This is a genomic window from Acinetobacter sp. LipI_15, assembly GCF_058242865.1.
Genome location: NZ_JBZAYN010000002.1, coordinates 61,651 through 79,217, shown reverse-complemented (window position 1 = coordinate 79,217; position 17,567 = coordinate 61,651). Strand labels below are relative to the sequence as shown.

15 protein-coding genes, 4 pseudogenes and 1 other annotated feature are annotated in these 17,567 nt (G+C 37.4%); of the genes and pseudogenes, 10 read left to right on the top strand and 9 right to left on the bottom strand.

Annotated features, from left to right (window positions below; translation table 11 throughout):
• The first annotated feature begins 29 nt into the window (after nt 1-29).
• Both AC4CU0_RS15430 and AC4CU0_RS15425 read left to right on the top strand, forming a co-directional pair.
• Nucleotides 30-812: a putative type VI secretion system effector gene (locus tag AC4CU0_RS15430; RefSeq protein ID WP_180107059.1), complete on the top strand. Its 783-nt coding sequence runs from the start codon at nt 30-32 to the stop codon at nt 810-812.
• Nucleotides 793-1,569 (top strand): putative type VI secretion system effector, encoded by a 777-nt coding sequence (locus AC4CU0_RS15425; protein WP_257233090.1) that lies wholly within the window; start codon nt 793-795, stop codon nt 1,567-1,569. Before AC4CU0_RS15430 ends, AC4CU0_RS15425 begins: the two co-directional genes overlap by 20 nt.
• Before the next feature lie 90 nt (nt 1,570-1,659).
• On the opposite strand, the pseudogene AC4CU0_RS15420 reads toward AC4CU0_RS15425, so the two are convergent.
• Together AC4CU0_RS15420 and AC4CU0_RS15415 are read right to left on the bottom strand one after the other, a co-directional pair.
• Nucleotides 1,660-1,737: pseudogene (locus AC4CU0_RS15420) on the bottom strand (hypothetical protein); the annotation flags it as partial.
• A 158-nt stretch (nt 1,738-1,895) separates the two neighbouring features.
• On the bottom strand, nt 1,896-2,861 hold the full coding sequence (locus AC4CU0_RS15415) for a formylglycine-generating enzyme family protein (RefSeq protein ID WP_490743553.1): 966 nt from the start codon (nt 2,859-2,861) through the stop codon (nt 1,896-1,898).
• Between the two features lie 634 nt (nt 2,862-3,495).
• On the opposite strand from AC4CU0_RS15415, the gene AC4CU0_RS15410 reads away from it, so the two are divergent.
• The 6 genes and pseudogenes from AC4CU0_RS15410 (at nt 3,496) to AC4CU0_RS15385 (ending at nt 10,454) form a co-directional block, all read left to right on the top strand.
• On the top strand, nt 3,496-3,837 hold the full coding sequence (locus AC4CU0_RS15410) for a hypothetical protein (RefSeq protein ID WP_257226325.1): 342 nt from the start codon (nt 3,496-3,498) through the stop codon (nt 3,835-3,837).
• A gap of 224 nt (nt 3,838-4,061) precedes the next feature.
• Nucleotides 4,062-4,997: a hypothetical protein gene (locus AC4CU0_RS15405; RefSeq protein ID WP_180036242.1), complete on the top strand. Its 936-nt coding sequence runs from the start codon at nt 4,062-4,064 to the stop codon at nt 4,995-4,997.
• Between the two features lie 189 nt (nt 4,998-5,186).
• A complete protein-coding gene (locus AC4CU0_RS15400; protein ID WP_180036243.1) occupies nt 5,187-5,672 on the top strand; it encodes a tetratricopeptide repeat protein in 486 nt (161 codons plus the stop codon).
• A 512-nt stretch (nt 5,673-6,184) separates the two neighbouring features.
• Nucleotides 6,185-7,549: a trimethylamine monooxygenase gene (locus AC4CU0_RS15395; RefSeq protein ID WP_180036244.1), complete on the top strand. Its 1,365-nt coding sequence runs from the start codon at nt 6,185-6,187 to the stop codon at nt 7,547-7,549.
• Nucleotides 7,550-7,775: 226 nt separating this feature from the next.
• Nucleotides 7,776-8,839, top strand: a pseudogene (locus tag AC4CU0_RS15390) (IS3 family transposase); the annotation flags it as partial.
• Nucleotides 7,906-8,023: a sequence feature (AL1L pseudoknot), on the top strand. (Overlaps the previous pseudogene by 118 nt.)
• A 280-nt stretch (nt 8,840-9,119) precedes the next feature.
• Nucleotides 9,120-10,454, top strand: a pseudogene (locus AC4CU0_RS15385) (ISNCY family transposase).
• Between the two features lie 69 nt (nt 10,455-10,523).
• On the opposite strand, the gene nadS reads toward AC4CU0_RS15385, so the two are convergent.
• The 3 genes and pseudogenes from nadS to AC4CU0_RS15370 all read right to left on the bottom strand — a co-directional run bounded on the left by nadS (nt 10,524) and on the right by AC4CU0_RS15370 (nt 12,191).
• Nucleotides 10,524-10,796: a NadS family protein gene (gene nadS / locus AC4CU0_RS15380; protein ID WP_490743552.1), complete on the bottom strand. Its 273-nt coding sequence runs from the start codon at nt 10,794-10,796 to the stop codon at nt 10,524-10,526.
• The gene (locus AC4CU0_RS15375) at nt 10,789-11,022 is read right to left on the bottom strand and encodes a type II toxin-antitoxin system RelE/ParE family toxin (RefSeq protein ID WP_180187314.1); all 234 of its coding nucleotides are present in this window, start codon (nt 11,020-11,022) and stop codon (nt 10,789-10,791) included. The genes nadS and AC4CU0_RS15375 overlap by 8 nt, the downstream gene beginning before the upstream one ends.
• Before the next feature lie 222 nt (nt 11,023-11,244).
• Nucleotides 11,245-12,191, bottom strand: a pseudogene (locus AC4CU0_RS15370) (IS5 family transposase).
• Between the two features lie 308 nt (nt 12,192-12,499).
• Between AC4CU0_RS15370 and AC4CU0_RS15365 the strand changes: the two are divergent.
• On the top strand, nt 12,500-13,531 hold the full coding sequence (locus tag AC4CU0_RS15365) for a formylglycine-generating enzyme family protein (RefSeq protein ID WP_490743551.1): 1,032 nt from the start codon (nt 12,500-12,502) through the stop codon (nt 13,529-13,531).
• 302 nt (nt 13,532-13,833) lie between these two features.
• On the opposite strand, the gene tnpC is transcribed toward AC4CU0_RS15365, so the two are convergent.
• The 4 genes from tnpC to AC4CU0_RS15345 form a co-directional block, all read right to left on the bottom strand.
• Nucleotides 13,834-15,417, bottom strand: coding sequence for an IS66 family transposase (gene tnpC / locus AC4CU0_RS15360; RefSeq protein WP_180110187.1), 1,584 nt, complete (start codon nt 15,415-15,417; stop codon nt 13,834-13,836).
• A 74-nt stretch (nt 15,418-15,491) separates the two neighbouring features.
• Nucleotides 15,492-15,827 carry an IS66 family insertion sequence element accessory protein TnpB gene (gene tnpB / locus AC4CU0_RS15355; RefSeq protein WP_043974827.1) on the bottom strand — a complete coding sequence of 112 codons (336 nt, stop codon included), beginning with the start codon at nt 15,825-15,827 and terminating at the stop codon, nt 15,492-15,494.
• Nucleotides 15,824-16,207, bottom strand: coding sequence for an IS66-like element accessory protein TnpA (gene tnpA / locus AC4CU0_RS15350; protein ID WP_490743550.1), 384 nt, complete (start codon nt 16,205-16,207; stop codon nt 15,824-15,826). Before tnpA ends, tnpB begins: the two co-directional genes overlap by 4 nt.
• Before the next feature lie 235 nt (nt 16,208-16,442).
• Nucleotides 16,443-17,087 (bottom strand): hypothetical protein, encoded by a 645-nt coding sequence (locus AC4CU0_RS15345; protein WP_490743549.1) that lies wholly within the window; start codon nt 17,085-17,087, stop codon nt 16,443-16,445.
• A 75-nt stretch (nt 17,088-17,162) separates the two neighbouring features.
• On the opposite strand from AC4CU0_RS15345, the gene AC4CU0_RS15340 reads away from it, so the two are divergent.
• The gene (locus tag AC4CU0_RS15340; protein WP_104488279.1) at nt 17,163-17,528 is read left to right on the top strand and encodes a hypothetical protein; all 366 of its coding nucleotides are present in this window, start codon (nt 17,163-17,165) and stop codon (nt 17,526-17,528) included.
• The last annotated feature ends 39 nt before the right edge of the window (nt 17,529-17,567 follow it).

Sequence of the window (17,567 nt, the reverse complement as noted above, 5' to 3'; positions counted from 1 at the left end):
CATTTAGTGAGGCCTTACAGAGTATATAAATGATTAATGCAAAAAAAATTGTGGGTAAAATAGAAGGCCTTAAATGTGAAGATTCTGTTATACAGCCTTTTAAAAATATTGGTAAACAAGTCGCAACTACAGCTCTGCTAGGAGTATTGACAGAAAGTACTTCACTCTTAAGTGCAGCCCCAATATTAATTCTCGCTTCAAAAGGTAGGAGAGCAAAAACTTTTACTTTTAAAATAGATGGGATTGATGTTATTGGGCAATTTACTACAGTAAAATTTAATGAAGGGGATCAAGTTGTTATCATTATTAGTGAAGAGCAAGATAAAGGGTTTTATTTAGCTTATGCAGTGTTAATACCAAATAAAGGGATTCTTCATATGTTGTATGATTCTGGGCGTTCATTTAAAAAGCATTGTTTACATTTACTTAAATGGGCAATAGTACTAAGCATATTTTCATGCTTTTTTTTTACTATCATTGCTTTGGTAGGTTATTCAAATGCTGATAATGAAAAAGATATCGTAGACTTTAAAAATCAATTAATAATTTCTTATTTAGTGTCATTTATATTTTCGTTTGGTCTACTATTTAGCTTTTTAATTGGTAAAGATAATGTAGGTTTTTTAGGTCGATACAGTGAGAAAATTTTTGAAATATTAGAGTTTGAACAACCTAAAAATCAAAATCTTTTTAACTCATATCTGATCGATGAAGAAGGTTTACATGTCAGTGTTTTAGATTATAGAAAAAGTTTGATTGGTAAAGATTCCTATCCAAAGGATTATTTTGACAATGAAAATGATAAAAATTGAAGGTCGTATTAATAATCTTGAAGTAGAAAACTCTAAAATTTTGTCCATTGGTAATTTAGGTAAACATGCTGCGAATACTTCGTTAATTGGTACACTGGCTGGTAGTACTTCCTTAATGAGTAACGCGCCCATTATGGCATTAGCTGCAAAAGGTAGAGACGGAAAGACTTTTAGAGGTGAGGTTAACGGAATTCGCGTTGTTGGTCAGTTCACTGGTGTAAAGTTTAAAAATAATACACCTTTAATCATGGTCATAAGTGAAGAGCAAGAGGAAGGATACCATTTTGTATATGCAGCTTTAGATCCTAAAAAAGGTTTGTTACATATGCCATATGAGATGGGTAGATCTAAAAACAAGACATATTTATCTTTGTTTAAAACTGCGACCATAATGTCTATAGTTTTTTGTATTTTATTTAGTTTTATTATTATTTTTCAATATTTTAATATCGATGATATTAGTACAGATAGAATAAAATTTAATATTTTGATTTTTTATTCAGTTAGTTTTCTTTTTTCTTTTTTCCTAATGTTTTGTTTTTTATTGGGTAAAAATAACTTGAGAGAATTAGCACAAATTTCAGAAAACGTATTTGAACAGCTAAATTTTTCAGATGTAAAGGAACAAGATTTATATAAATCTAGACTTATAGATAGTGAAGGCTTTTACCCGAGTGTGATGAAATATAGAGATGTTTTGATAGGAAAAGACCCTTTTCCTGAAGACTATTTTGACACGAAAAATGAAAAAAATTGAAGGCAAGTTGCAAAATATTGAAATGGTACATTCTAAGATTCTGATATCTTGAATCAAAAAAAGCCCTCAGGGCTTTTTTTACATCTAGACTTATGGCAACTGCTGAATCGGGCTACCACCCAACGCCTGCATTAAAGTCACATAAGCATTGTATTGACTCACCTGAGTTTAGACAAATACAAATAGCTGAAGGCTTAGAGAAACCTGAAAGTTTTTTTAGTACAAGCACCCAAACCAATCGAAGAGTTAGATTTGGATATGTATAGTCACAAAGATGTTGATAAAACTCGGATGGCATAAGCCATCCGATGTTGGAAAATTTAAATTTATTGCTTAGGAAAAGGTTTCGCTGAACTGGAAGCGCAGCGCACAGATGTACTATTATTTGGATTTACATTGGGGCTAGTTGATTGATGATTTGGTTCCATTCCATCCCTATAAATCGTAGTAACACTGCCTCCCGTAGCTAAACTTTGTGCTGCTCCTTCTTGACGTGTACTCCTTACGGATTTTAATTTACCCGACTTAGGACCCTGTGGATTGAGTTCAGGTGAGTTTTTATAATACTGTGGATCAAACCAATCGGACATCCATTCATAGTTATCGGTTGCCATATCGTAGAACCCTAAAGGTGTTGCTGGGAAATGACCTAGCAAAGGAACAGTAGCACTAAAATTTAAACTTTTACTGACTTGATCTCTTTGCTCATCACTCCAGACATTACGACCTGTTTCATACTTGTCATTGTCTGTAGGATATATGACATATTGTCCTTTATTTCGGGCAGCATACTCCCATTGGGCTTCAGTAGGTAAATTCATAGGGATACCGACTTGTTTTCCTAACCATAGACAATAATCTGATGCCTGTTGCCAACTGATCCCTGCTGGTGCCATAGGTTGGCGTAGCTTTTTAGTTATTTTTTCCATACTTATACGAGGTAAACCTAAACTGTCTGTATAAATATCAAAATCATCGAATGTGGTTTTATATGCATTTAGACTAAAACTATCAAGGGTCACTTTATGTGCAGGCATAGCAGCATAAAGTCCAACAATAGGCAGTTTATCTTTACGTGTGAGTAGGCCGAAGTCCCCCATCATAAAGGTGCCACCATCCACAAAAATCATATTTTTTTTGGTTTTTTCAACCAATTTTTGAATTTTGGATTGTAGCTCAGGAGAAGCACTATTTTGATTAGTAGAAGGAGTTTGTGGCTCATTCGCACTTTTTGCACAAGCACTTAAAGCAAAAGTAGATAATAAAATAAGAGCTAGGTTTTGATTAATCATATTCTTTAAAATTATAGAGTTGTTAAAATATTGCCAAAAAATAAAGCAAATACAATCAAGAAATAAAGAAAATTTAATATCTCAAAAAGAGAGTTTTTGTTATTTATTGAGCCACTCTGAATAGGTCTAACAGCTTAAGTTTACATCAAGGTCATGCAAGCATTATCTCAAACTCGACTTAACTCGAAACCAAGGGGATATTGATCTATAGGGGGATTACACTGGACAACTCGAACTGCTTGTTTGTTTGATATGACAATTAGCATGAGTAGTTTGGACATAAAGATCAAGTATTTTGTAACATGTAAAAATGCCATTATTAATATATTTAAAACATGTGTCTCGACTCGGGAATGAATGTCATTTAACGTATGCATTATTTGAAAATCAGGAAATACAACTCCATCAAACTTGATATAGCTGTATTGGGTGAGACTACATAATTTTTTTAGTTTGGTTTACTACACAGCGGACAGAGTTGTCAAAGTTTGGATTAATTACCCCTTTAAATCTTTCAGGAAAATCTATTGGTTGTACTGGGTGAGCATGACTATGCCGTACGGTTAAGCGCTCTCCAATTTGTAGTGTTTGGCCATCTAGATGGTTTAGCACTACGTAAGGCATGGTTACAGGAGTGAATTTACAAACGGGAACTAATTTTATAGGTGTAATTGCGGCAACATTTGGCAACGTTGCGGATGTGTTAGACCGTCAGCTTCAAATGAAAATATTGCAGGTTGGTGAATCAGCAAAATTAAGATATTTAAAAGGTTGGGCCACGAGAATTGCTCGCGGTGGTTTATATGGTGGTGCTACCATTTTTGCTGCTTTAGAATTCAAAAATGCTTGGATTTCTTTTAATCGAAATAATAAAACTAGCAAGATTTTTGATGGAGCATTTGGAATCTCGCTAATAGCTTCAACTTATCTTTTACGTAAAGGTACAACGTTCATGTCAGCTCATTTACTGGGTTAGGAGCGACTGGATGGGGAGTTGCTTTAATTATAGTAGGTTTTGGAGTGGATTATTACGCTGATTATAATCGCAGACAGCAGCTTAGGATCTGGCTGAAAGAAAGCGCCTGGGGGACATCAAATGCAGGATTATCTTTAGATAACTTAGAGAAAAATTATATCTTAGCTGTCGAAGAAGTAAGTGGTACGGATTACAAGTGGTAAAACTATATATGGAGGTTTCTTATGAGTGGTAACTATGGTTATGAAAATCAGAATTTGATCAAAGGTTTGAAGATTAACCATGAAAAACCACAAGTATTGACTTATATTAACGAACGAGGTTTGACGAATTTTAATTTAGAACGGGATAAATATCTAAAAAATAAACTGATACCTTATTTTAATATTCAGGAAATTAATGAGGATTACCTAGTTTGTACTGATGCTTGGGACGAAATTAGAGGATTGCCATCAATTTTTTCTATATGGTTCTCCGTCATATTATTAATAATCAGTTCTTCTTTACTTTTTTTTCTATTTTATGCACTTTTTAAAAATGAAATATCTTTTGCTCTTATAATAGGGACTTTTGCCCTGATTGGAAGTACTTATCTTTTAATAAAAATATTTAATATTTCATTCGGTCGCGAATTATTTGGCTATACACATTACCCGTTAATTTTTAACCGTAAAAAGCAAGAATTACACTATTTTGAGCCTTACCAAAAAAAATGGATTTCAGCTCCATGGAGTGATTATCATTTTTCTATAAATATTAATGAAAATCATGAATACGCTGTGAATGCTTCACTGATTGATCAAAATGAGATCATTCAACAAGTGGTCGTCTTTCCATTTAGATTTCGTAGCTTAAGTTTGGTTGAAGGTCATTGGGAGTTTTTTAGACGCTATATGGCGGGTGAAGACTTAGAAAAATTAAAAAATAATATTCATTACTATGCCCCGAATGTCATTGACCGTAAAGAGATAGCAAGAGAAACTTGGTTTAGACTTAAACTACTAAGATTTTCAGAGCGAGATTATTTCACAGATCAAGTGAAATTACCTTCAGACTTTAATTTAAATCTTTTGATTTTTGGTATTCCTCAATTCTTAATTAGAAGGCTTTGTGTGAGAACATCTAAAATCCCTCAAGTTCCTAAAGAATGGATCAATTAAATTTAAAATGATATTTTTAATTCACGGTTTTATTTAGCAAAGCTATTTAATTATGAGTGTTGATAAAAAAAAGCCCTTTCGGGCTTTTTATAAAGAACTTAAGGCGACTGCTGAATCGGACTGCCACTGAAAAAGATCCTGGATTAGAAAATCACCCATCTGGTGCAGATTAAAGGTTAGGTTAAGAGTATGAAAAAAAATGGATTGATATTATTTTGTACAATAATGTGTCTATTTTTTGCCGCTTGTACTAAAGAAAGTAATTTTCAAAAAGGTACACATGTAGATAATAAAAGTTCAGAGCAGTTGTATGTTGAAGCTGGTGATTACTACCTAGGTCTTAATGGTAAGGAAAAAAATTATAAAAAAGCTTTTTCATTACTGATGCAGTCAGCTGAGCTAGGCCATTCAAAAGCTCAAACTGAAGTTGCTCGTATGTATTATGATGGGGTAGGGGTGAATCAAAATTATGAAAAAGCATTTTATTGGTTTGAAAAAGCAGCGAAGAAAAATGATGAAATAGGTTTGTATAACCTCGGAGTTATGTATAAAGAAGGTAAGTACGTAAAGCAGGATGATGTACAAGCATTAAAATATTTTGAGGAGTCGTCAAAAAAAGAACTTTCAGAAGCTCAGTTTACTTTAGGAAGGCTTTGTTGCACAAAGATTTCATAACTATATGATTTTAAAAGTTTTGATTATTTTTTGATCCAAAATTAAATTTATTTAAATCAGATGCTTACATATTTATGCAACAAAGCCTTTTGGAGTTACAATTTTAATTTCGCATAAGAGATTTTATGTTAAATATACGATTAAAATTCTAGGATATGAAACGTTGTTTGATAATCTTCTGCATTAAAGCTTTATATTGTAAGGATTTTTTACACTGATCTTCAGGTTATTCAAAATTAAATTAAAAAAATTTAGAAGTTAAATTGTTATATTTAATATTATTATTTATATTATATTTTTATATGAGTTTTTATGATATAGTTTTTATTCTTTTCTGTATGTTATATATCCAATATAAATGTAGCCTACAATATTTTTTTTTACTTCGCATCCTATTTTGAGTGGATTATCCTTAATCTATAAATTTAGGTTTGTACATAAACTATTCTTACGATCCTAAATAAAATCAAAATTGGAGATAGGCGAAGCTATTAAAACTAATGGAGATAGCGATGACTAGAATAGCAATTATTGGTTCAGGTCCTAGTGGCATGGCACAATTAAGAGCATTCCAATCAGCAAAGGCCAAAGGTCTAGAAATTCCCGAAATTATATGTTTTGAAAAACAAAGTGATTGGGGGGGGCAATGGAACTATACTTGGCGTACAGGTGTAGATGAAAATGGAGAGCCCGTTCATAGCAGTATGTACCGTTACTTGTGGTCTAATGGGCCAAAAGAAGCATTAGAGTTTGCGGATTATACGTTTGACGAACATTTTAAAAAGCCCATCGCCTCTTACCCACCAAGAGAAGTGTTGTGGGATTATATCAAGGGTCGTGCGGAAAAAGCCAAGATCAAACATTTGGTCAGATTCAATACCGCGGTGCAGCATGTCTGCTACGATGAACATAAAAAGAAATTTACTGTTGAAGTAGAAGATTACAAGAACCAAAGACACTATGTGGAAGAGTTTGACTATGTGATTGTAGCCTCAGGGCACTTTTCGACACCAAAAGTACCCGTATATAAAGGCTTTGATCGTTTTCATGGTCGTATTTTACATGCCCATGATTTTCGTGATGCCCGTGAATTTGCAGATAAAACGGTACTGCTTGTGGGCAGTAGCTATTCGGCTGAAGACATCGGTTCACAATGCTACAAATATGGCGCAAAGCAAATCTATAGTTGTTATCGTAACAAACCGATGGATTTTAGATGGCCGAAAAATTGGTCTGAGAAAAAACAGCTAATACGTGTAGATGAACGTAAAGCTTATTTTGGAGATGGTACTTCAGCAAAAGTTGATGCGATTATTTTGTGTACTGGTTATCTTCATCATTTCCCATTTATCGAAGATAAATTGCGTTTAAGAACACACAATTGTTTATATCCACTAGATCTTTACCAAGGTGTGGTATGGGAAAAAAATCCCCGCTTATTTTATCTAGGTATGCAAGATCAATGGTATACCTTCAATATGTTTGATGCCCAAGCTTGGTATGTTAGAGATATCATATTAGGTAAAATTTCTTTGCCAAATATCATGGAAATGCAACATCATACTGAGAAGAAGCATTTAGAAGAGAAAGCTCTAAGTACAGATGAAAAGAAAGCACGTTTCCAAGGTGAATATGTGAAATATTTAATTAGTGAAACAGATTACCCTAATTTTGACGTTGATGGGGTGCATAATATTTTCATGCAATGGAAAAAGCACAAGAAAGAAAATATTATGGAATTTAGAGATAAAACGTATCGTTCAGTTATGACTGGAAAAATGGCAAGACCACATCATACGCCTTGGTTAGAAGCTCTCGATGATTCTTTAGAGAACTATTTAGATTCAGAAGGTGCTAAAGAGAAAAATTTTATTTAGCCAAAATTTAGAAAAGTAGCTAGAAGTCAAATGGGAGCTTTGCTCCCATTTTTATACGATAAAATTCATATACACGAGTAAGTTTATCTAAAAGGTGCAGAATCACATTTGAAAATTGCTAATAAAATATTAGAAGATTGAATATTCATCTAAAAAGTTTCTATATAACCCGAATCGCGGATAAGAAATTGACTTGAAAAATAGGAGGACTAGAGCCATCCGTTAGATTGGTTGTACTCCTGAAACACTTCGTGCCTGGCATCAAAAGCATTTAGATCAGCAAAATCCTATTAAAGTACAACAGATATCTGATCAAGAAAAAATGAAGCAAATGGAACGTGAAATTAAAGAATTAAAGCGTGCTTTCGCCCAGGCGGAGCTCGACCGCCCACACAAATAATGATGGATTTCATCCATAATAATAAAGTGTTATACGGTGTTGATGCGATTTGTAGGATTTTACCGATCTCAGCTTCAACCTATTAACGAACTTTAGATCTCGCTGACAATCCAGAACATCGAGCGAAACGAAGTCTACATGATGAGCATCATGCTGAACAAATTAAACGAATTTGGAAAGAAAGTTCAGGCCGATATGGTGTGCTTAAGGTCTGGCAACAATTGAAACGTGAAGGTTATGTTATCGCACGTTGTACAGTTGCTCGATTGATACAGAAGCTAGGTATACAAGGTGTTATGGCGTTTTAAAACATCTGACTGCCTATCAAAGAGATTATTTATTGGTCGAATAATCTCAAAACCTGATTGACTACCAAGACGGTATCTCAGGTGAGTAACTTTACGTATATTCAAACTCATTCGGGCTGGGTCTATACCGCCTTTATTATTGATGTGTTCTCACGAGCAATTGTTGGATGGAAAGTATCTACACGGATGAATACAGATATGGTGCTCGATGCACTTGAGCAAGCATTGCATGATCGAGGGATGCCAAAGAATGTGATTCATCATTCCGATAGAAGTGTGCAATATCTTTCCAGTCGCTATACCAATCGTCTAGAAGCAGCAAATTCACGAGCGTCAGTCGGTACAAATGGTGATTCATACGATAACGCTTTGGCTGAAACAGTGAATGGGTTATACAAAACAGAGGTGATTGAATATTTAAAAGCAGACTGGCAAGGTTTAGCGGATGTACAACTTGCGACATTAAATTGGGTAGATTGGTTTAACAAAAAGCGTGTACACAGCGCATTGGGTTATGTACCTCCTTTTGAGTTTGAAGCAATGTACTATGATAAGATTAACCCGTTAGGTCAGGTGGCCTAACTTAAATAAAAATGTCTCCGACAAACCCGGTACGCTTCAAATTTAATGAAAGCCTCTATAGTGAAAAAAATTAAGTTTTAATAAAAAAGCGCCTTTGAATGTAGGCGCTAAATTTTAATGCTTGATACACTAACGCTAATATTCAAGTATACTTAATTTAACATAATCTATATTATACGAAATCTCCCTGTTAGAACCCAATCAAAGTGTCTATATCCTCACCAATAAAAATGTCTAGTTTATGATGGTTTTACCATCATGGACTGGATATGAAATATAGATGCTGATCACTATGTCTGACAAAGAAATTCAACGCCTTGCTGTTCTACAAGACGTTCGGCATCACCGTATTACTCAAGTCCGTGCTGCTGAAATCCTTAATCTTTCAACCCGTCAAATTACCCGGTTATTACACAAGCTCAGTCAAGATGGTGTTTCAGGTATGGCTCATGCTAGTCGTGGTCAACCTGGTCATCGTCGCCATGATGACTTGTTAAAATCAAAGTGCCTCTCCATTATTTCTGAACATCTGTTGGGATTTGGGCCGACCTTGGCTCATGAGAAACTCAGCATTATGTTTGCTCTAGATATTCCTGTAGAAACGCTACGTCGCTGGATGACAGCCAATGAGCTTTGGATCCCGAGATCTAAGCGCCTTAAACGCCCATACCAGCCACGCTATAATCGTGATTGCTTCGGTGAGCTGATCCAGATCGATGGCTCATATCATGATTGGTTTGAAGGTCGAGCCCCTAAATGCTGTTTGCTGGTTTATATCGATGACGCCACTGGAAAGCTGTTACATCTATGCTTTTGTGAGGCTGAAACCACCTTTGATTATATGCTTTCGACCAGAGCCTATATAGAACAATACGGCAAGCCACTGGCCCTTTATAGTGACAAACATTCGGTGTTCAGAGTCAATCAGAAATCCAGTCAGGACAGCCAGATCACGCAATTTGGGCGAATTCTGAATGAGTTAAACATTGATATTATCTTCGCTAACTCACCACAAGCCAAAGGCCGTGTAGAACGTGCCAACAGGACACTTCAGGATCGTCTGATCAAGGAAATGCGTCTGGAAGGCATCTGTTCGATTGCCGAAGCCAATGTCTGGCTATCCAGCTTTATTGAGCAATTCAATCAGAAGTTCGCCAAGTGTGCGTGAAACCCAAAGAGCTTGCATCGCCCTTTAACGGAATCTGATGCTGAGCTAGATGTTATTTTTACCTGGCAGGAACCGCGTAAAGTCACGAAGAACCTGACCATCACCTATGACAAGTGTATTTATATGCTTGAGCCAACAGCATTGAATCATAAGCTTGTTGGGCAATACATTTTATTTCTAGAGTATCCAGATGGCACTGTGGCCATCATGTATGAAGGACGGAAGATCAACTATAGTGTTTTCAATAAATTAGCAGGACTACAGCAAAATTCGGTGGTTGAGAATAAAAGATTAACTTCGGTTCTGGCCCATATCCAGCAACAGCATGAAGAGTTGGAAAAACGGAATAAGAGTTCCCGTCTCAAGAAAAGTATGCCGAGTCGTAGAGCTCAGAAAAATTTTATTAAACAAAGAAAGTTGAATCCTGTACTTGACTCTTGCAGTTAAAAACAGGACATTTTAATTGGTGAATAACACAAAAAATGGGAGCTAAGCTCCCATTTTTAATGATTTTTTTTAAATAAGACTAGGATGTGCATCTAAAATTCGAATCAATGTTGCTGCTGGTCCTGTTGGATAGCGTCGGCCTTGTTCCCAGTTTTGCAGAGTACGATGGCTAATGTTGAGACGTGCTGCAAATTCGCTTTGACTTAAACCAGTTTTTTCTCGCACTTCCTTAATATCTGGTAATTCAAGTTCGGTCGTTCGACTAGCTTGGATCTCTTTGCGCTTGATTGCTCCTGCTTCTTTAATCGAAGCAACTAAGTCATCAAATAAGTTGTTATCCATGAAATTGCTCCTTCACGAGTTGGCGCAGAATGGCGGTTTCTTTATCCGTTAGATTATCTTTTACAGATTTTGGATAAGCCACCAAGAAAAAGATTTGATCATCCTCATTTACCCAATAGTAAATTACTCTGATACCGCCACTTTTGCCTTTATTCCCTTGAGCACAACGTACTTTTCGAATGCCACCGCCATTCTTGATTAAGTCACCTTTATCTGGCTGAACCAATAGATCTTGTTAAAGTTGACGATATTCCTCATCAGATACAAGGTCTTTGATTTGCTTGGTAAAGATACTGGTTTCAATGAATAACATAGATTCTGTGTACGTCAATGGCGTACAAGTATTCTAGCAGTTTCCACATCAAAAAACGAGAGCTGCTCTCTGTTATTCCCAAGGGCTTTGTTGCACAAAGATTTGAAATGCAAAGCGCCCCTAATTAAGCCAAATTTAAGGCGTAACTTGGGTAAGTGGTCGACCTAATTCCGTAAATCTGTTAAGGACTGCTACACGTGCATGGATCTCATTCACTTGGCTATCAAAACTCCTTGCACTGAGTTTATCTCCTAATAATTTGATGCAATGCATCTTAGTTTCAACCAAACTTCGCCGATGATAGCCTGACCATTTTTTCCATAGTGTCCTGCCTAAACGTTTAATTGTTCGAAGCAATTCATTTCGCTCTAGCGAGCTACTCTTTGTATCTTTCCATGGTTTCGCATTTTTTCTAGGTGGAATCACCGCATGCGCTTGCCGATCTGCAATGACCTGACGGCATTGCTTGGTGTCATAAGCTCCATCAGTATAAACAGAGTCAATCCGCTCATCTTGTGGAATCTGATTAAGTAAATCACCAAGCACCTGTGAATCACTGACATTATTGGTTGTAAGCTGAACTGCTCGTATTTGTAGGGTTTTAGCATCTATACCAATATGAAGTTTACGCCATTGGCGACGATATTCAGGTCCATGTTTCTTGCGTTTCCATTCGCCCTCACCTAGAAACTTCATGCCTGTAGAGTCTACGAGTAGATGCAGCCCATCGCTACTTTTTTTGGTAGCTGATTGCAATATCAATATGTTTTGTCTTCTACAAATGGTGGAATACGAATATCACTGATATTCGGGGCTGTCCAATCTAATCTACAAAGATGAATAAAACTTTCAACAAAGCCAGTGACCACACGTAAAGACAAACGGAATAAAGATTTAATCATCAGACAGCATTGGATAGCAGCATCAGAATAGGTTTGATTTCGACAATGCTTGCCCTTTGGTTGAGCGTACCATTGAGTTTTGGGATCAAACCAAATAGAGATATTTCCTCGATTGATTAATGCTCTGTTATAAGAAGGCCAATTGGTTGTGCGATAGATTTTAGATGTGGGCTTATTCATTTGAGAATTATAATGTTGAATAAGCCTTTAACGGTAGATTTGAGCAACAAAGCCCATCTAAACCATTCATGCAAATTGTCATATCAAACAAAGAGGCTGTACGAGTTGACCAGTGTGTTACGCCATGGATCAATTAATCTTGCTTCGGGTTAAGTAAAATTAAGATAATGCTTGCATGACCTTGATGTAAATCTTAGCTGGTAGCCATATTTAGAGTTGACTCAATAAATATAAAAACTTACTTTTTGAGATATTAAATTTGTTTTATTCTTTGATAATATTTAAACAACTCTATAATTTTAAAAAATATGATCAATCGAAAAATCGCTTTTATTTTCCTCTCAAGCCTGACATTAGCGGCTTGTGCTAAAACGCCATCAGAGCCAAATGCATCTTCTCAAAAGCAAGCCAATCAGAAAGTTACAGATCCAAATTTACAGAATGAAATTCGTGAACTCGTCGAACGCACAAAGAAAAATATGGTGAATGTACAAGGTGGCTCATTCATTATGGGGGATTTTGGCATGATCACTAAAGAACTTGAAGAATCAGTTCCGGATAGTATGGCTGTACAAAATCGTAAAGGAAATGTCGAAAAGCCACCATATGGTAGTCACTACGGCTATTCCCGTAATCCTAATACTAAACCAGCGCATAAAGTAGTCTTGGACAGCTTTAAGATGACCAATAATAAAATTACTCTGCAAGATTATTTGATCTACCTTAAAGCCACATATCAGGCATTACCGACTTATATAGAAAAGTATCCCAAAGAGATTTTTCACAAACTCCCCGCGGGTACGAATTGGTATAATGCACAAAAGTATTGTCATTGGTTAGGTAACCAAATGGGGCAAAAAATGGATTTGCCAACAGAAGCGCAATGGGAATACGCGGCCCGAAACCGTGGACAATACCTTCTCTATGCAACCAATGATGGCACCATGAAAAATGGGGTAAATATTGCAAGCTATAAGCAACTTGAAGCCAATAAGATAAAATACCATTATAAAAGTTTTAGGCATCTCCCTGTATTAGGAGAAGTTCCGCCAAATCCTTTGGGAATTTACGATATGGTGACAAACAATAAAGAATGGGTCAGAGACTGGTATAGTGAAAACTACTATGCAGAGTCACCTGTTAACAATCCACAAGGACCCAAACAAGGCACAGAAAAAGTCATGCGCAGTTCTTTTACACAAGGTGGTGATAATGCTGGGGGCGGTGATGGCATGAATATCTACCGTCAAAAAGCCCCTCCTACAGCCATTCTAAAAGAACGTGATGAAACAGCGGATGTCAGCCAAAATATGTCTTTTCGCTGTATAAACTACACTTGATAAATTCCATTTTGGTCATTTAATTCTAGAGATGTATCAATGATCTCAATGTTGCTTACCAACATTGTAGCTCTATCAAAAGGATCCGCTCCAATTCAGCTTTATTTTTTCGTGTTTCGGCTTTTCGTATCGGATCTTTATAAACCGAATAATGTTCATGCTAAAATTGAGTATAGTCAGACGTTTCTGAAAGCTTGATAAAACATCTATAGCCCGTTTGCAACAACGGTACAAAACTCTGCGGCTCACAGACATAATGCTTTATTTTTTCGTAAGCGTCCGCTGAATCCCATGCCTATTTTTTAATTTTGGTCGGATTTCCAGCGGTGTGGCAGTAATTCTTCTATTTGGGTCACTTTATGCGTCGGCAGCCTTTTCAGCACATCACTTAAATAGGCATACGGATCCAGTCCATTCAGCTTTGCTGACTGGATTAAAGTCATGATATTGGCAGCTCGTTGGCCGCTGCGCAGCGAGCCAGCAAACAGCCAGTTCTTACGTCCCAACGCCCAGGGACGCATCTGATTTTCAATCCAGTTATTATCTATAGGCAAATTACCATCATCCAGATAGCGGCAGAGTGCCTGCCAACGTTTTAGGCTGTAATTGATCGCCTTGGCAGTTGGAGAACTCGATGGCACCGTCAGATAATGTTGGTTGAGCCATTCATACAGTTGTTGCATCACCGGTTGACTATGCTGTTGCCGATATTCGCGGCGCTGTTCTGCTGTACTATCGGTCTTTTTCCTGAGTTCTGCTTCTATGGCATACAGTTTCTGAATCAGCACTAATGCCTGTTCAGCGACCTGACTTTTTTTGGTCACATGCAGTTCATGGAATTTACGACGCGCATGGGCCATGCAGCCCACCTCAATGACCTGACCTGATTTAAAGCGTGCTTTATAACCGCTGTAATCATCACAGACCAGATGGCCCTGCCAGTCTTTCAGGAACGCTTCAGCATGCTGACCTGAACGACTATCCTGAAAGTCATAGATCACGGCTTGAACTGGATTGTACTGTGTGGTGGCATAGGCCCAGACATAACCTTTCTTCGGTTTTTTCTCATTCTCACCCATCCGCATAATGGTGACTGGTGTTTCATCTGCATGCAGCACCTGCTGTTGCAGCACCACCTCTTTTAAGGCATTAGCCAGAGGCTCCAGTTCCACACCGCAGCGACCAATCCAGTCAGATAAAGTGGATCTGGACAGATCAATGCCAGCCCGCTGATAGATCAGGCGCTGACGGTACAGCGGCAAATGATCGGCATACTTCGATACCAGCACATGGCTGAGCAGTTCAGGTGAAGCAATGCCTTTATCAATCACATAGGCAGGCATCGCTTGCTGAGTCAGGGTGTCACACTGATCACAGACCCATTTGCCACGAACATGCTGTTCCTTGTAGAACTGTGCCGGTCTGAAATGCAGTTTTTCACTGATATCTTCGCCGATACGACGTAACTGGCAGCCACAACTGCATTGGGTTGATGCAGGTTCATGCTCAATACGGATGGTGTGTAGATGATCTGGCAGCAGTCGACGTTTAGGTTTATTGGTTTTGGCTTTCTGTGTCGCTGCATCGGTTTTATCTGCATTTAATCGTTCTAATTCCAGATCAACGGCTGCGATATCTTCTTCGACCGCTTCGTCCCATAGATGGATTTGTTTTGCCGTTAAGTGTTCATTCTTTTGGGCGAATTTATGCTTTTTAAACAGCGCCAGTTCATGCTCGTATTTTTGATTGAGAATAGAAAGATGCTGAACTTTGGCATCCAATTCTTGATTTGATTGTGCCAGAGACTGATGCTGCATCGCCAACTGCCGGGTAAATTCCAGCAGTTGTTCATGGGTCAGTTGGCTTAAGTCAGGCAGTGTATTCATGACCGCAGTATGCCTGAGGTCATGACGCAGAGGAAATAGAACGTTTGGAGAATAGTAGAATGTAGCAGCCTAGTTTAGAGCATTGTGACCACTTGCTGTCGTCCAATGCGCTGCCAGGGCAAACCCTGAATGAGTGCCTGTAACTGTTCTGGACTGAGAGCTACATTTTCACCCTGGTGAACTTTAGCCCAGTGGAATTTTCCCTGTTCCAGCCGCCGGGCACACAGCCAGATGCCCAGTCCATCATGTACCAGCACTTTCATGCGATGGCCACGTTTATTACAGAACAGGTAAGCACAATGCGGTTTGATGTAGCCAAAGGCTCTCACCACCTGAGCCATGGCAGTATCCATTCCTGCACGCATGTCCATGGGCTGAGTAGACAACCAGATTTCATCAATGCGGATCATGTTGCAAGTGCCTTGAGTAATTCTGCTAAAGCAGATATTTCTGATACTTGCCATTTCAAGCCAATTTCTGCTTTTGAGTGGGGTAAGGTAATTTGAACCGTTAACATGTCAGTAGGAGTAGGATCTAATGGTGCAGAGCAAGATAAGGCAATAAATGCAGGTTTATTCGGTAGTGGTGAGCGATTACTCCCTAGCTTAGCATCAATTAAGCGAATCCATTTGGATACAAGATTTGTATTCAATCCATGTTGCAAAGCGACTGAAGCAATTGAAACGTCCGGTGCTTTACAAGCCTGAACGATCTGCTGTTTAAATTCAGCACTGTATGTTCTTCGTCTTTTCGCAAGAGATGCGATGGATGTCTGGTGATTTGTAGTCATAAATTTTAGTCCCCACTTGTTTTTAAGTGGGGACTAAATTAAGGCTTATAGGATGAATTCATAAGGTGTGTTCAGCGGACGCTTACTGACAAAATTTATTTTATAACTACGTGTAATAAAGAAAATTATTTTGATCTGTCACACTTGTCACAGTAAAAAATAGAATTAAATGACATCACCATGATGTGGCATTATGACTGGACAATGGGAATTGGCTTACTGTCATTCAATAAAATTATATTGCTAATGCCGTATGTGTATTGGCAATATGTCCATATATATAGGTCTCTTTGTTTTGAAAGTACACATCAAAACAAGGACTCATTAAATTATCCTTATGGGCTTGAATCTTAAAAATTTGACACAAATGATTCAAATAATGATTGATCCAGTCATTCTGATTTTCAAATGAAGAAAATGGTCTAAGATTGGCATATAAATCTTGCAGATTCGCAACGATAGCCGAAATATCAGGATTGAAGAAAGATAATATAATCTCGTTGGTTTCAAATTTCTTTGCGATGTATTCACCATGCTCATCAGGCTGTATTGATGTAAGTTGCGCACCTGTTTCGGTATATTCAGAATAGGTCAATTTTGAGTTTTGAATATGGAAATGATGTACTTCTAGCTCTCGCATCATTCTTGATATTTTTAGGCACTTTGGCAGGTCTTCAAGATTGGATTTGGATAATTTAATAAAGAACTCAACTGCACGATCTAAAACAGTTTTTTCCCCTGTGCCAGCAATGATGCCATCCTTCCAAAAATAGAGCTTATCTGAATCATCCGAGAGGAATTCATAATCTTCGGTTGCTTCACGTTTATCAGCAGCAACGATAATACTATCTTCTAATTGGATTGAGATGATAAACGTCATACGAGAAAGTTAATGCTCTGATTGGGATTTTATTGTATTCTCACGACCATTATTGTCAAATTAAAAGGACATAAAGTGGCTGGTGGCTCTCAAATAATTATTAATAAAGAAGGAATTACTTTTATTACCCCTGCAAAATTCGAAGCAAAAGCAGGGCAGCATTTGTTTAAGAATGGAGCGAAAGTTTCAACTCAACTTCCGACCTTGCCTGTCGCTAACCAACCTTATATTCTTCAATATTTAGTGAAAGCGAAAGACAATATTCCACTTGCAAATAAGCCTTATTTTATTATTGATCAAGCAGGTAATTTGCAGAAAGGCGTAACCAATGCCGAAGGTTTAATGAAACTGAATACAACACCATCAGCTCAAGATCTTGTGACTCATGTGATGGCGAGTGAAATCGAAGAAGCGCAAGAAGTCGGTGGAGAAGAAGAATAACATGGCAACGTACTATTCACGATTACAGTTTAAAGTAAA